A 15,148-nucleotide genomic window follows, 5' to 3' on the forward strand; every position below is an offset into this window, starting at 1 on the left:
TGCTCCCCGTTCCGTCTCGCCATGCAGATACGAGAGTACGGGGTCACGCAGACGGATCTACTGCACCTCGAGGTAGTCGACCTCCGCGTACAGGTCGCCCTTCGTCAGCCGGATCGTGTTCCAGCCGGCGTTGAGTGTGACCGGGACCGAGCTCTGCTGCCAGTTGTCCCAGCCGGTGACCGGATAGCTGACCGACCCGGCGTTGTTGCCGTTGACAACGAGACCGTGGCTCGCCGTGGACGCTGAACCGTTGGCGTACCCGACGGACAGCGTGTAACTGCCCGCGACCGGCGCGAACACCGTGTTCTCCACCCACGAGTCGGCGTAGTCGATGTACGCGACCACCTTCCCGTCCGACGCGCCGGCCGCGTTGGACCGTACGACGCAGTGGTTCAGCGTGCCGCGCTCCGCCTCGTACCGGACCCGGCTCCCGCGCACCACCGGGTAGTCGTTGGCCCACCCGACGTCAGCGACGTACAGGTGCCGTCCCCCGTTCACCCAGCCGTGGACGAACACCTGGTCCCCGACGAAGTCCGCGCCACCCGGCCCGCAGACGTGACTGTCGAACGTCGCCGTCGTCATCAACGGCCGGTACGCCGTGGTCCACGGCCCGCTCAGACTCGTCGAGGTCGCGTACGACGTCAGGTAGTTGCAGTCGTTGTAGCCGCCGCCGGAGAAGAACAGCACGTACTGGCTGCCGCGCTGGACGAGATCCGGTGCCTCGATCACGCCGCTCGACGTGAGCATCGCGGTGTTGCCGCCGACGAGGGTCTGACCGTTGTTCGCCGTCCGGGTCAGCCAGAGCGTCGACGGCTGGCTGATCGCGTTGCCGTCGTTCTTCCAGACCAGGTACCGGGTGCCGTCGTTGGCCACGAACGTGTTCGCGTCGATCGCGCCGCCCAGCTCGAGCGGGCAGATCAACGGCGCCGTACCGACCGGCTGGAACGGGCCGAGCGGATTCGTGGCGGTGGCCACGCCGATGCACTGGCGGCCGGAGGCCTTGTGCCAGGCGGTGTAGGTGAGGGTGTAGGTGCCGTCGGAGTTCGGGTAGACGTCCGGCGCCCAGGTGCGGCCGGGCTGGGCCCAGGCGCTGGACGGGCCGCCGGGCATCGCGTCCCCGCGGACCGTCCACGGCCCGTTCGCGCTTGGTGCGGTCGCGACCGGGAGGGTGCCGCGGCTGCCGTTGGTCGCGTACGCGTACCAGGTGCCGTTCTGCTCGAAGACGTCCGGATCGGGGAAGTTCTCGCCGATGATCTCGCTCGGGAAGACCGCCGCCGTGGTCGCGGCGTGGACCGCGGGCGACAGGAAGGCGGAGAGGCTGAAGACGGCCAGAGCGGCCGCCAGAAGTCTGGTTAGAAGTCGGGGCATGGTGTGACTCCTCAGGTGGGGGCGGATACCTGTGAGACGAACTTTTCCATCGATTCACCTGAAACGCGAGACCTCAATCCCTGGACCCCGGGGACTGCGGGGTGTTGACTCCCGCTAGTTGGTTTCCGCCAGGGGTGAGGGAGTGTCTCGTGAGTCGTTTACCGAGAGGGATGATCGCCGCGGTTGCCGCGGTCGCCGCCGCTGTGGGTGGGGTCGTGACACAGTCCGTCGCCGCGCCCACCGCCGTACAAGCAACGGCTTTGCAGCAGCAGCTCGACGGTCTGCTGAACGACAGCCGGTACGACGGTTCGCAGGTCGCGCTCGTGGTCCGTGACGCGACCACCGGCGAAACGCTGTACGACCGGAACGGCGCCCAACGGATGCTGCCCGCGTCGAACACCAAGCTGTTCAGCTCGACCGCGGCGATGCACGTCCTCGGCCCGTCGTACCGCTTCCACACCGACGTACTCGCCGGCGCGCCCATCCGCGGTGGACAACTGCTCGGCAACCTCTACCTCAAGGGGTACGGCGACCCGACCGCACTCGAGTCGGACTACGCCGCATTGGCCAAGCAGCTCAAGGCGGCCGGCGTACGGCGGGTGCACGGCGACCTGATCGCGGACGACACGTACTTCGACCACGTCCGCCTCGGTGACAGCTGGGCCTGGGACGACGAGCCGTTCTACTACAACGCGCAGATCTCCGCGCTCACGCTCGCCCCGGACACGGACTACGACTCCGGTACGGCGATCGTCGAGAGCCGCCCCGGTGCGGCCGCCGGTGCGCCGGTCAAGCTCGACCTGGTCCCCGCAAACGGTGTGATCAAGCTGGTCAACACGGCGACGACCGGCGCAGCAGGCTCGTCGAACACGCTGAGCATCGAGCGTGACCACGGCACCAATGTCGTCCGGGTGACCGGCTCGGTGCCGCTGGGTGCTTCGACAGGCCAGGAATGGGTGACCGTCTGGGAGCCCGAGCTGTACGCCGCCGACGTGTTCCGGCGCGCGCTGACGGCGCAGGGCATCTCGGTCAGCGGCGGGATCAAGAACGCCGCCACCCCGGCGAGCGCGACGCGCCTGGCCCGGGACGAGTCGATGACGGTCGGCGAACTGATGACGCCGTTCCTCAAGCTCTCGAACAACATGCACGCCGAGACGCTGGTCAAGGCGATGGGAGCGGTCGTCGACGCGGACGGCAGCTGGCCGGCCGGGCTGGGCGTGGTCACCGACTACGCGAAGAGCATCGGCGTCGACACCAGCCGCATCCGGCTCTCCGACGGCTCCGGCCTGTCCCGCAAGGTGAATGTGACCGCCGACGCGATCACCGACGTACTGATCGGTGCACAGCAGGAGTCCTGGTGGAAGCAGTGGTACGACGCCTTGCCGATCGCGGGCAACCCGGAACGGTTCGTCGGCGGCACGCTGCGCAGCCGGATGCAGAACACGCCGGCCGCCAACAACCTCCACGGCAAGACCGGCTCGCTCACCGGCGTCACCTCGCTGTCCGGGTACGTGACGAACAAGGACGGCCGCAAGCTGGTGTTCTCGATGATCAGCAACAACTACCTGGTCAGCCCGCGCTCGATCGAGGACGCCGTCGGCGTCACGCTCGCGTCCTGGTCCGACCAGGCGCCGCCCGCGGCCGTGTCCACCTTGAGGACCGCTCAGACCACGTGTGAGCTGGAGTGGGACAAGGCCTGCTAATCCCCTTTTAATGCCGTGGACAGTACGGCGGTCGTTCATCACCATGTGGGAATGACCGCCGTACTGCCAGACGCCTACACCGTCCGCTCGCCGACGCTGGAGGACGCGCAGGCGGTCCTCGAACTGGTGTCCGACTACAACACCTCGGTGGTCGGTTTCGCCGACTACACCCTCGACGACGCACAGGACGAGCTCTCCGAGCCCGGCTTCGACCCCACGACCGACGGCTGGCTGGTGTTCGACGACGGTCGGCTGGTCGGGTACGGCTCGATCTTCGGCAAGGGCGATCATCGCCAGCTCGACCTCGATGTCGTCACGACCGACCCCGTCGTGGAGCGCTTTCTGCTCGACCGGATCGAACGCCGGGCGGCCGAGATCGCCGCGGAGTACGGGCACCCGGCGGTGCAGGTCGACATCGTCAACTACCAGGCCGACACGGCCCGCGAGGAACGGCTGGGCGGGTACGGGTTCGAGCGCGGCACGATCTTCCACCGGATGCGGATCGACCACGACGGGACGGTGCCGGCGCCCGCGGTTCCGGCCGGAGTCACGGTACGGCGGGGCGCACCGGACGAGGCGAGCCGCCGGGCGGCGCACGACGTCATGAATGCCAGCTTCGCGGGGCAGTTCGGGTTCTCGCCGCGCTCGTACGAGGAATGGCACGCGTCGCTGGAGAACTTCTCGGGGTTCGACTGGTCCCAGCAGACGGTGCTCGAACTGGACGGCGAGGTGGTCGCGATGCGGCTGTGCAACGACCAGTTCGTCGAGGACGAGAACTGCGGTTACATCGGCCGGCTCGGCGTACTCGAGAAGGCTCGCGGGAAGGGCCTCGCGAAGTTCCTGCTGCGCGACCAGTTCGCGCTCGACGCGGCCGCGGGGCGGACCGGCACGATCCTGCACGTCGACACCAACAACCCGACGCCTGCGCTCGGCGTGTACCTGTCGGTCGGCATGCAGGCCACCCTGGTCATGGAGGTCTGGCGACGCGAGATCACCGCCTCGTGAGCCTGCCAGCGGGCTACACCGTTCGGCCGATGCGGCAGGAGGACGCCGCGCTGATCGCGGAGCGGTCCGGGATCTACACGTCGGCGCTGCTCGGTTTCGCGAAACACAGTCCGGAGGATGTCGCCAACTACCTCCGGGATCCCGGCATCAACCTCGCGACCGACGCCTGGGTGGTGCTCGGCCCGGACGGCGACTTCGCCGGCTCGGCCACCGCCGTCCCGATCACCGGCGGCACCCACCTGGGCCTCGACATCCTCAGCGAGGATCCGGCCGTCCTCGACTGGCTGCTCGACCGTTCGGAGCGCCGTGCTGGCGAGCTCGGGCGGGACGGGGTGATCCTCAAACTCGGCGTGATCCGGCAGGACGAGAAACTCCCGAAGGTCGCCGCCGCGCACGGCTTCACGGTCGGTACGTCGACGCACCGGATGCGCATCACCTTCGACGGCCCGGTGCCCCCACCCGCCGTACCGGAGGGCGTCGTCGTACGGCGAGGCGCTCCGGACGAAACGAGCCGCCGGGCGGCGCACGGCGTACTGATGGAGGCTTTCGCGGACCAGCCTGGGACGCTGCCGCGTCCGTTCGAGGACTGGGTCGTGTCGCGGGAGAGCCGGTCGACGTTCGACTGGTCGCAGGTGACGGTCGTCGAGGTCGACGGCCGGGCGGTCGGGATGACCGAGTGCAATCACAACTTCGTCAGCACCGACAACTGCGGGTACGTCGGCCGGCTGGGCGTCGTACCGTCCGCCCGCGGCCGCGGGCTGGCCAAGTTCCTGCTGCGGAACGCGTTCGCGGTCGACGCCGCCGCCGGCCGCACCGGCACGATCCTGCACGTGGACGCAGGCAACCCGACCCCAGCCGTCGCGCTCTACACAGGCGCCGGCATGCACCCAGACCTGACCAGCGACATCTGGACGCGAACCCTCCGCTAACGACAGGAGGTAGTCGCCCTCGACGCCTCCTCCACGGGCTGTTCCCGCCTGAACGCCCCCATCCAGAGCCCGCCCCGAGCGACGACTTCCTGTCGTTAGCGGGTCCACACCTTGCTCTCGAGAGATCTGAGAGATTACTCTCGAAACATGTCTCTCAGAAATCCGTACGGCGATTTCGAGATCACCGACCCGCAGGCGATGCGCGCGTTGGCGCATCCCGTGCGGCTCGCTGCGCTCAGCTACCTGCAGAAGAACGGCCCGGCGACCGCGACGCAACTGTCCGAACACGTCGGGGCCTCCCCTTCGGTGACCAGTTGGCATCTGAGGCACCTGGCGGGTTTCGGTCTGGTCGTCGACGGCCCGCCGCCGAGCGGATCGGACCGGCGGCAGCGCTGGTGGAACGCAGCCGCCCGCGGCTTCCGGTACGAGATGCCGGACACCCCGGAAGGCGTCGAAGCCGGCCGCCTGCTGCGGACCGAAATGATGAACCAAGCACTCGAGTCGGCCCAGCAATGGCTGACAGAGACCGAGCCGAACCTGGACCCCGAGTGGAGCCGGCTCGCCGGTACGGCGAACACCCTGCTGGCCCTCACGCCCACCGAGGCCGAGGCGCTCGAGTCCGCGATCGAGCAACTGATGGCGCCGTACATCCAGCGGCGCGACGCCGGCGAGTCCCCCGACGACGCCCACCCGGTGCGGTACGTACGCATCTCCTTGCCTGAAGCAACGGAGTGACCATGAAGACGCTGCCCGCCACCAGCCTTTGGCGCGACCAACGGTTCCGGACGTTCTGGTCCGCGCAGACCGTCTCCGAGTTCGGGGACCGGATCACCGAGCTCGCGCTGCCGTTGATCGCCGTCACCATGCTCGACGCCTCTCCCAGCCAGGTCGGTTTCCTGACCGCGGCGGTCTGGCTACCGAACCTCGCGTCGCTGTTCATCGGCACCTGGGTCGACCGCCGCCGCGACAAACGCCCGCTGATGATCGCCGCCGACCTGACCCGGACGGTCGTGCTGCTGACCTTGCCGGTGGCCTACTGGTTCGACCTGCTGGCCCTTGGCCACTTGTACGTGATCGCGATCCTCGCCGGCACGGCGCATGTCGTGTTCGGTACGGCGTACGCCTCGTTCTTCGTCCGGATCGTCGATCGGGACCAGTACCTGGAGGCGAACAGCAAACTGTCGGCGACCCGCTCGATCTCGTTCATGGGCGGCCCGGCCGTCGGCGGACTGCTGGTGCAGTGGCTGACCGCGCCGGTCGCGATCGTCGTCGACGCGCTCACGTTCGTGTTCTCGGCCGTTCAGATCAGCCGATTGAAGGTCGAGCCGGGGGTGTCCGAGGAGTCGGACGAGCCGCTGCTCCGCCGGGCCGCCGCAGGGATGCGGTACGTACTCAAGCACCCGTACCTCAGCCGCAGCCTGGGCTGCGCGACCACGGTGAACTTCTTCAACCTGATGAGCATGGCGTTGCTCGTGCTGTTCGCGAGCCGCATTCTCGGTTTGTCCGCGGGCGTCATCGGCGTGGCGTTCGGAGTCGGCGCATCCGGCGGCCTGCTCGGCGCGGTCACCGCGTCGCCGCTCAGCCGCCGGTTCGGTGCCGGCCCGGTGATCGCGGCCGGGGCGATCATCTTCCCGGGCTCGATCGCGATCGCCGCGCTCGCGGACGGACCGACCTGGCTCAAGGTGGTCGCGCTGGCGGTGGCCGAATTCATCGGGGCGTTCGCAGTGATGTGCTTCGACGTACCGCTGAACTCGTTGCAGGCGGCCGTCACCCACGACCACATGCGGAGCCGGGTCGCGGGGGCGTTCAGCAGCATCAACTACGGCATCAGGCCGCTCGGCGCGGTCGTCGGAGGGTTCCTCGGCACCTGGATCGGTGTCCGCGAAACCCTCCTCGTCTCCGCCGCCGGCGGCCTGCTCGCCGTACTGTGGCTGGTCGGTTCACCGATCATCCGCACCCGCGAACTGACCGGCCTCGAGCCGCCGGATCTTTAGGCCTCGTCCTCCGCGACGTCGACCTTTGCGACGGTTGTGCGGAGGGGGACCTCCTTGATGAAGGCGACCGCGAGGAGGCTGACCACGGCGCAGGCGGCGGCGATCAGGAAGATTCGGCCGGTCGCGTCGCCGTACGCGTGCCGGACCAGTTCGGCCAGCTGCGGAGGCAGGTGGTTGACGTCCAGCAGGCTCGTACCGCCGGAACCACCCTCCTGCAACTTCCTCGCGGCCTCGGCACCACCCGGACCACTGGCCAGCAGACCGTCGACGATCAGGTCCTTCACCCGGACGGCCAGGACGGCACCCAGTGCGGAGACACCGACCGCACCACCCAGGCTGCGGAAGAACGCGACGGTCGCGGAGGACGCGCCGATCTGCGTGACGTCGACGGTGTTCTGTACGGCGAGCACCAGGTTCTGCATCGTCATCCCCATGCCGAGGCCCATCGCGAGCATGCCGAGCCCGACGAACCAGTACGGCGAGGTGTGGTCGATCGTGCCGAGGATCAGCAGACCGACGAGCAGCAGTACGCCGCCCGACACCAGGTACCGCTTCCACTTGCCGTAGCGGGTGATCAGCTGACCGGAGCCCGCCGAGCCGACGAACGAACCGAGCATCATCGGGATCGTCAGCAGGCCGGCCTCGGTCGGGCTGTAGCCGCGGGCGATCTGGAAGTACTGACCGAGGAACAGCGCGCTGCCGAACATGGCGACACCGACCGCGAGGCTGGCGACGATCGCCAGCGCCGTGGTCCGCTCCCGGACGACCTTCAGCGGGACCAGCGGCTCGGCCACCCGGTTCTCCACCACGACGGCGAGGAAGCCGAACAGCAAGGTGCCGCCGACGAACAGCGCGGACTGCCAGGACATCCAGGCGAAGTCCGAGCCGGCGAAGGTGACCCAGAGCAGCGGCAGGCTGGCCGTGATGCTGATCAGCACCGCGCCCAGGTAGTCGATCCGGACCTCACGCTTCAGCACCGGCAGGTGCAGGTACTTCTGCAGGATCACCAGGCTGACCACGGCCAGCGGGACGCAGACGTAGAAACACCAGCGCCAGCCGAGCCACGAGGTGTCGACGATGACGCCGCCGATGAGCGGGCCGCTGACGGTCGCGACCGCCATCACGGCGCCCATGTAACCGGAGTACCGGCCGCGCGACCGGGGTGGGATCGCGGCGCCGATGATGGCCTGGGCGAGGGCCATCAGACCGCCCATCGCGAGGCCCTGCAGCACCCGGGCGCCGATCAGGAACGGCACGTTGTGGGACAGACCGGCCAGCGCCGACCCGATCACGAAGATCGAGATCGCGAGCTGGACCAGCAGTTTCTTGCTCATCAGGTCCGAGAGCTTGCCCCAGATCGGGGTGGACACCGTGGTGGCCAGCAGGCTCGCGGTGAGGACCCAGGTGTACTGCGTCTGGGAGCCCTCGAGATCGGCGATGATCGTCGGCAGGGCGTTGCTGACGATCGTCGAGCTCAGCATCGCCGTGAACAGCGCGGCGAGCAGGCCGATCAGGATCTCGAGGATCTCGCGGTGGGTGAGTTCCGGCGCACTGGGCAGTTGGCGCCGGGTCTCGGTGACAGTCATCAGTCTCCAGTCTTGGGGTTACGCCTCACGACCTTGTTGGCCTCGGTGATGGCGACTGCGACTCGCTGCATGGTGGCAGCGGCGGCAGTCAGCGCGTCGTCGTCGAGGTCCGCAAGGGCGGTTCTCAGTTGCTGGGTGTAGGACGAATAGAGCGCTTCGAGCTGGGCCTTGCCCTGGGACGAGAGGCTGACCAGCCCCACGCGGGCATCGGCCGGATCAGGCCGACGGCTCACCAGTCCGTCGGCCTCCAGCGCAGTCAGCTGCCGGCTCACCACCGACGCGTCGACGCCGAGCTTGCCGGCGATCTCGCCGCCGCGCTGCTCGCCGTCCTTCATCAGCACCTTGAGCACACTCGCGTCGGAACGGCGCAGTCCGCCGTCGCCGGTCAGGTGCCGGTGCTCGATACACCGCACGGCGCGCACCAGCGAGCTGACTCCTTCGAGCAGCTCCTGCGCGGCCGCATCCCGCTCTACCCCCGGGACGAAGGGTTGCTGAGCTAGTTGCATAACCCAACTATATACTCCAATAGTTGGTTTCCACAACCATATGCGCTGATCGTCGGTGGCCGACCACGAAGAGTGCCGGATACCCAGCTGTGGTGACAGGCCGCCTATCATCATGACAAGGGGGCACACTGCTGGGGCGGTGCACCGAGGTCCAGGGGAGCGACTGAGGTGGGGGCCATGAAGGCCACCAGAATCGATCAAGGGCGGTTCGAGCCGACCGTCTTCGGTGCCGTGCGCCGCTACAGCGCCATGGTGCTGCTCATCGGGGTGCTGATGGCCGCGGCGGCGGTGAGTTACAACTTGATGCAAGTGCAGGTCTACCGCGCCACTGCCACCATCACCGTGCCGCAGAGCACGCTGGCCCACGACGAGAACCCCGACCAGTACTTCGACAGTCAAGTGCTGCTCATGCAGTCCCAGCAGGTCGCCGACCGCGCCGCCGGCATCGCCAATGCGACCCTGAACGACAACGTGCTCTCCCTCGGCGACTTCGCCGGCGAAGGCAGGTCACTGGAGATCACGCCGCCGACGCAGTCCGCACCGGGAGCCTTCGGCTCCAGCATCGTCACCGTGTCGTTCACCTGGCCGAACTCCCGGGTCGCGCAGACGGGTGTCAACGCGGCGCTCCAGGCCTTCGACGAGGAACGAGCCGCCAGAATCCTCGCTCAGGGCGCGGACGCGGTCGCCGCGGTCGAGCGAGCTATCCAGGACTCCCGGACCCAAGGCCAGCGGATCGAGCTGCTGAAGCAGCGAACGCAGGCTCTGGTCGACATGCAGCTCGACCTGGCCACCCATCCGACCGTGGCGTGGGCCCCGGAACCGCAACTGCCGGTCAACGGCAGCTCCAAGAAAGCCGGTGCCGTCGGTCTGCTGGCCGGCCTCGTACTCGGTGCCGTGCTGGCGTATCTGCGCGCGGCCCGCCACCGATGCCTCGACGACCGGCTCGACCCGGTGGCGATCTACGATGCGCCGCTGATCGGTGACGTTCCATCGACCGACAAGAACCTGATCCTTCCGGGCTTCGCGGCCGCCTCCGATCCGCTGCCGATGGTTGTCCACCCGCAGTCCGCGGCCGCCGAGGCGTTCCGGTTCACCGCGGCATCGGTCGAGCGGATCCGGACGGCTCGGGACGAGCAACTCGCCGTCGTCTTCGTCTCGGCGTACACCGGTGATGACCGCAGCACGGTCGTGGCCAACGTCGCACTCGCCGCCGCCGAGAGCGGTAGGCCGGTGATGGTGGTGGACGCCGACGCTGACTGGGGGACGCTGACCGAACTGCTGCTTCCAGGCAGCGCACCGACCGATGGCTTCGAGCAGGTGGTAGCCGGCCGGAGTCTGCTGTCCGACTGCATCGAGGCCAGTCCGTTCAACGGTGACATCACCGTTCTCCCGGCCGGGCCTACCCGGACGAAGCGAACCGCCGGTCCGGCGTACGCACACGCGGTGGAGCGAGTGATCGCCGAGGCGAAGGCCTCGTTCGACCTCGTCCTGATCGACAGTCCCGCCGTACTGCGGATGGCGAACGCGGTCGAGCTGGTGAACGACTCCGACGCGGCCATCATCGTTCTCGGCCCGGACGAGTTGGTCAACGATCACGTCGCTGTGGTCGAGCGGCTGGACCAGGTCAAGTCGAACGTCGTCGGTTACATCTACCGGCGTCCCGGCCGGACGCCCAGGTTCGTCCGCCGGTTACGTGCGCGGATCGCCGGCCGGACTGCCGGCCCGCTCAGACTGGCGCTCGCGCCGTCGGCACCGCGGTTCGCGTTCCAGCCTGCCAAGGAGCCGCGACCGACGGCACGCCTGCCGCGGGACTGAGACGAGATGTCCTCGGCCCTGCGCCGCACGGGCGTCCAGCCGGGTCGGCTGTTCGATCTCTACGGCCGGCTGCTCGGTCCGTTGCTGGCCGGGTACCTCCTGTTCGACCGCGCTTTCGCGTATGTCCATCTGCCCGGAAGTCCGCTGTTCGTCGCTGAGATGATGCTCGGGCTCGGCTCAGTCGCGGCTCTGACAGCCACTCGCCGTTTCCTCCTCCCGGTCAGCAATGAGCCCGTTCTCGCGTGGCTCGCCGCGTTCGCACTCTGGGGGTTGATTCGCACGGTGCCCGGGCTGGCCACCTACCAGCTGGACGCGGTGCGGGATGCGGCGCTGTGGTACTACTGCCTCTTCGCCTTCTTCGTCACTGCTGCCCTCGCCACCTCGCCGGATCTGCTCGACCGGCTGATCGACCAGCTGGCCAGGCTGACTCCGTGGCTGTTGCTGTGGCTCCCGCTCGGACTGCTGCTGACACCCGTGGCCGCGGCCCCCCACGTGCCGTTCTCACCGGTGTCTGTGCTGTCACACAAAGCCGGGAGCACAGCGATCGCGGCACTGCTGGCGCTTGGATCCATGTGGCTCCTGCCCGGCACCCGCAGCCCTCGCAACCGCGCCGGGTGGAGCATCGTCGCATTCCTGGTCCTCGCACTTGTAGCTACCCAGAACAGGGGAGGCCTGCTCGGGGCGGTCGCCGGCATGGCGGTGGGACTGGCGTTCATGCGTCACCGGTTCGGCCTCGTCGCTCGCGCGGTGCTCGTCGTGGGCGTCGGGTTGAGCGTGGCGACGTTGCTGTCGGTCCAGGCACCGGTCACGGGGTTGCAGGGACGGGCATTCTCGGCGTCCCAACTGGTCGCCAACGTGGTGAGCCTCGGCGGCAAGGAATCACCCGGCAATCTGGGCGGCACCGTCGAGGGGCGTGAGCAACTGTGGTCGCGGATCCTCGACAAACAGATCGCGGACGGCCATCTGGCAGACGGGTCCGGATTCGGTCAGAACCTGGCCACGGAGGTCGGTGTGTACGACGAGGGCAAGGACACCTTGCGGAGCCCTCACAATTCCCACCTGCACATCGTGGCCAGGCTGGGCGTGGCCGGTCTCTCGCTGTGGATCGCGCTGTGGGTGGCGTGGTACTGGCAGCTGATCGGGAGCTGCCGGCGCCTGGCCCGGGACGGTCTGCACACCAGGCGGCAGCTGGCTGTGCTCTCGATGATGGTCACCACCTCCGTGCTGGTGTCGTGCTTCTTCGATCCCCAACTGGAAGGACCTCAGGTGGCAGCACTGCTGTGGACCGCGTTCGGAATCGGAGTGGCCGTCTCCACGGCCAGGCCCTGGTTCGGCAGGACGTGATGGTGAGCCTCGCGTCGGCCATGGCCATCTGCATGTTGGTGGCGCTGCCGGCTGCCTGTCAGAGCGCGGACAACCAGACCGACTCCGTTCCGCCGAGCCGCGCCGGCTTCACCGGTCCGGTCGGCCCGGTCCCGAGATCCTGTGACGGCGTCGTGGTCGATCCGTCCGACAACATCCAATCCGTCATCGATGCGCACCCGGCCGAAACGACGTACTGCTTCTCCCCTGGCATGTACCGGCTGGAGCAACCGCTGCGGCCGAAGGAAGGCGACGCGCTCATCGGTCACCAAGGAGCGGTCGTCAGTGGAGCGAGGGTGCTGACCGGCTGGCAGCAGCACGCAAACACGTGGTCCACCACGGGATTCCTGCCGACCGTTCCCGGCAACCATGGTGAGTGCCTGAAGTCTGTGCCGACGTGCGCGTACGCCGAGGACGTCTTCCTGGACAAGCACCGCCTGACGAGGGTCGCGTCGCCGGACGCAGTGACGCCAGGCACCGTGCATGCCGACTACCGTGCGAACACCATCACGATCGGCGACGACCCCGGACCCCACCTGGTCGAGCAGGCGGTCGCGCCCAGTCTCGTCCGCGCGACTGCCGACGACGTCACCGTCGCGAATCTCGTCCTCGAGCAGGCCGCCAACGAGGCCCAGGTCGCGGCCGTCGAGAGCCGTCAGGCGACGCCCCGCGAGTCTGGCTCCGGCTGGCGCATCCACAACAACGAGGTGCGCGGCAACCACGGCGCCGGCCTCGGCCTGGCCGGCCGCGCGGTCGTCACCGCGAACTTCGTTCATCACCAAGGCCAGCTCGGTTTCGGTGCCTGGGGCACGGGATCGGACGTCAGCGGCAACGAGATGTCGTTCAACGGAGTGGCCGGTTACTCGCCGGACTGGGAGGCGGGCGGTGGCAAGATCTGGCACACCGACCGTTACACCGTCACCCACAACGACGTCCACGACAACCTGGGCCCGGGGCTGTGGACCGACGGTGGCAACATCCACACGGAGTACTCGGCCAACAAGATCACCGGCAACTGGGGAGCCGGGATCCAGCACGAGATCAGCTACGACGCCACCATCCGGGACAACGTGATCTCTGCCAACGGCAGCCGGCACAAGGGGTGGTCCTGGGAGGCAGGCATCCAGATCCAGTCGTCCGGTGGGACCGGACTGATCGAGGTGGCCGGCAACGTCGTCAGCGGCAACGCCAACGGCATCGCCGTCATCGAGAGCGGCCACCGAGCGACCGAGGAACCGGCGCCGTACGGGCCGCACGTCGTCCGCAACATCCTCGTCCACGACAACCGCGTCACCATGTCGGCCGGGCAGTCCACCGGCGCCGTCCAGGACATCGGCGACACAGCCGTCTTCACCGGGCGAAACAACCGCTTCGAAGCGAACACCTACTACCTGCCGTCCCTCCCTGAGCCGCATTTCTTCTGGAACGACACTGAGCTGACCTGGGCGCGCTGGCGCGCCCTCGGGAACGACGTGAACGGACGGGCCGTCCGCATCACTCGCTGAAGGACCTCAGCCCAGGTCGCCGTTGAGGCGGGCGAGGAGGCGGCCGAGGTCGGCCAGGTCCGTGGGATTCCAGCGGTCCAGGATGGCGCGGAACTCGGTTCGGCGTTGGGTGCGCATGGCCTCGTAGCGTTCGGCGCCGGTGGTGGTGAGGCGCAGGAGGCGCGCGCGGCCGTCGTCCGGGTCGCCTACCCGCTCGATCAGGCCGAGGGTCTCGAGCTGGGTGATGCCGCGGCTGACGGTCGATTTGTCGAGGCCGAGCACCTGCGCGACGTCCGATGCGCGTACGCCGGCACTGCCGCCGGTGCCCATCTCGATCTGGGAGATCAGCGCGTAGCCGGCCGCGTCCATTTCCGGATGGACGCGACGGGCGAGCCGCAGCGAGGCCGACCGTGACCGTCGGAACAGCGCCGACAGTTCCTGCTCAATAGCCGCGACCATCTGCTCCGACCGCTCACCCGACGCGGCCGACTGGTTCGGGTGCTCTACCTCGGCGGGGGTGCTCACCGGACCACGATTCCGGCGTCGCGGAGTGCGTTCTTCACGTCGGCGATCCGGAAGTCGCCGAAGTGGAACACGCTCGCGGCGAGTACGGCGTCCGCGCCGGCCTGGACCGCGGGCGGGAAGTGTTCCGGCGCCCCCGCTCCCCCGCTGGCGATCAGCGGTACGTCGACGACCGCGCGGACCGCCTTGATCAGCTCGAGGTCGAAACCCTGCTTGGTCCCGTCGGCGTCCATCGAGTTCAGCAGGATCTCCCCCGCGCCCAGCTCACAGCCGCGCTGCGCCCACTCGATCGCGTCCAGCCCGGCCGACTTCCGGCCGCCGTGCGTGGTGACCTCGAACCCGCTCGGCTGCTCGGCGGCCCGTCGTACGTCGAGGGACAGCACCAGCACCTGGTTGCCGAAGCGGTGCGCGATCTCGTGGATCACGTCCGGCCGCGCGATCGCGCCGGTGTTGATCCCGACCTTGTCCGCACCGGCCCGCAGCAACCGGTCCACGTCGCCCACCTCGCGCACCCCGCCGCCGACCGTCAGCGGGATGAACACCTGCTCAGCAGTACGCCGGACCACGTCGTACGTCGTCTCGCGCGATCCCGACGACGCGGTGATGTCGAGGAACGTCAGCTCATCCGCACCCTCCGCGTCGTACAGCTGCGCCATCTCGACCGGATCCCCGGCGTCACGCAGATCCGCGAAGTTGACGCCCTTCACCACCCGCCCGGCATCAACGTCCAGACAGGGAATCACCCGCACAGCAAGACTCACGCGGCAAGCCTAGCGTCCACCCGGAACCGACCAGCGCAACCGACGAGGCTGCGGACAGGCAACGGGGTCTGTGAACAGGCAACGGGGGCTGTGAACAGGCAATAGCTTGTTCA

Annotated in this window: 13 protein-coding genes; 8 read left to right on the top strand and 5 right to left on the bottom strand. The window is 68.4% G+C overall.

Annotation, left to right across the window (positions count from 1 at the left end):
- Window positions 1–57 precede the first annotated feature (57 nt).
- Window positions 58–1,368 carry a family 43 glycosylhydrolase gene (locus E0H45_RS24820; protein ID WP_131341528.1) on the bottom strand — a complete coding sequence of 437 codons (1,311 nt, stop codon included), beginning with the start codon at window positions 1,366–1,368 and terminating at the stop codon, window positions 58–60.
- 149 nt (window positions 1,369–1,517) lie between these two features.
- Between E0H45_RS24820 and dacB the strand changes: the two genes are divergently transcribed.
- The 5 genes from dacB (at window position 1,518) to E0H45_RS24845 (ending at window position 6,999) form a co-directional block, all read left to right on the top strand.
- On the top strand, window positions 1,518–3,071 hold the full coding sequence (dacB, locus tag E0H45_RS24825; protein ID WP_238155251.1) for a D-alanyl-D-alanine carboxypeptidase/D-alanyl-D-alanine endopeptidase: 1,554 nt from the start codon (window positions 1,518–1,520) through the stop codon (window positions 3,069–3,071).
- A gap of 51 nt (window positions 3,072–3,122) precedes the next feature.
- Window positions 3,123–4,076, top strand: a complete 954-nt coding sequence (locus E0H45_RS24830; protein ID WP_131341531.1) for a GNAT family N-acetyltransferase — start codon at window positions 3,123–3,125, stop codon at window positions 4,074–4,076.
- Window positions 4,077–4,105: 29 nt separating this feature from the next.
- Entirely contained in the window at window positions 4,106–5,005 is a 900-nt protein-coding gene (locus E0H45_RS24835; RefSeq protein ID WP_131341534.1) for a GNAT family N-acetyltransferase, read from the top strand.
- A gap of 147 nt (window positions 5,006–5,152) precedes the next feature.
- A complete protein-coding gene (locus tag E0H45_RS24840) occupies window positions 5,153–5,740 on the top strand; it encodes an ArsR family transcriptional regulator (RefSeq protein ID WP_131341537.1) in 588 nt (195 codons plus the stop codon).
- Between the two features lie 2 nt (window positions 5,741–5,742).
- Window positions 5,743–6,999 (top strand): MFS transporter, encoded by a 1,257-nt coding sequence (locus E0H45_RS24845; RefSeq protein ID WP_131341540.1) that lies wholly within the window; start codon window positions 5,743–5,745, stop codon window positions 6,997–6,999.
- Here E0H45_RS24845 and E0H45_RS24850 read toward each other — a convergent pair.
- Both E0H45_RS24850 and E0H45_RS24855 read right to left on the bottom strand, forming a co-directional pair.
- Entirely contained in the window at window positions 6,996–8,585 is a 1,590-nt protein-coding gene (locus E0H45_RS24850) for an MDR family MFS transporter (protein WP_131341543.1), read from the bottom strand. The genes E0H45_RS24845 and E0H45_RS24850 overlap by 4 nt on opposite strands.
- Window positions 8,585–9,091, bottom strand: a complete 507-nt coding sequence (locus E0H45_RS24855; RefSeq protein WP_165546588.1) for a MarR family winged helix-turn-helix transcriptional regulator — start codon at window positions 9,089–9,091, stop codon at window positions 8,585–8,587. The genes E0H45_RS24850 and E0H45_RS24855 overlap by 1 nt, the downstream gene beginning before the upstream one ends.
- Before the next feature lie 177 nt (window positions 9,092–9,268).
- On the opposite strand from E0H45_RS24855, the gene E0H45_RS24860 reads away from it, so the two are divergent.
- Genes E0H45_RS24860 through E0H45_RS24870 form a run of 3 tightly spaced genes read left to right on the top strand, consistent with a single transcriptional unit; the run spans window position 9,269 to window position 13,773 of the window.
- Entirely contained in the window at window positions 9,269–10,906 is a 1,638-nt protein-coding gene (locus tag E0H45_RS24860) for a Wzz/FepE/Etk N-terminal domain-containing protein (RefSeq protein WP_131341548.1), read from the top strand.
- 6 nt (window positions 10,907–10,912) lie between these two features.
- Window positions 10,913–12,250 (top strand): O-antigen ligase family protein, encoded by a 1,338-nt coding sequence (locus tag E0H45_RS24865; RefSeq protein ID WP_131341551.1) that lies wholly within the window; start codon window positions 10,913–10,915, stop codon window positions 12,248–12,250.
- The gene (locus tag E0H45_RS24870; protein WP_131341553.1) at window positions 12,250–13,773 is read left to right on the top strand and encodes a right-handed parallel beta-helix repeat-containing protein; all 1,524 of its coding nucleotides are present in this window, start codon (window positions 12,250–12,252) and stop codon (window positions 13,771–13,773) included. The genes E0H45_RS24865 and E0H45_RS24870 overlap by 1 nt, the downstream gene beginning before the upstream one ends.
- Window positions 13,774–13,779: 6 nt before the next feature.
- Here E0H45_RS24870 and E0H45_RS24875 read toward each other — a convergent pair whose 3' ends face one another.
- Window positions 13,780–14,277, bottom strand: coding sequence for a MarR family winged helix-turn-helix transcriptional regulator (locus tag E0H45_RS24875; protein WP_238155253.1), 498 nt, complete (start codon window positions 14,275–14,277; stop codon window positions 13,780–13,782).
- On the bottom strand, window positions 14,274–15,035 hold the full coding sequence (gene hisF / locus E0H45_RS24880; protein ID WP_131341556.1) for an imidazole glycerol phosphate synthase subunit HisF: 762 nt from the start codon (window positions 15,033–15,035) through the stop codon (window positions 14,274–14,276). Before hisF ends, E0H45_RS24875 begins: the two co-directional genes overlap by 4 nt.
- Window positions 15,036–15,148: the final 113 nt, after the last annotated feature.

Origin of the sequence: Kribbella soli, from assembly GCF_004331345.1 — a bacterium.
Classification (GTDB): domain Bacteria; phylum Actinomycetota; class Actinomycetes; order Propionibacteriales; family Kribbellaceae; genus Kribbella; species Kribbella soli.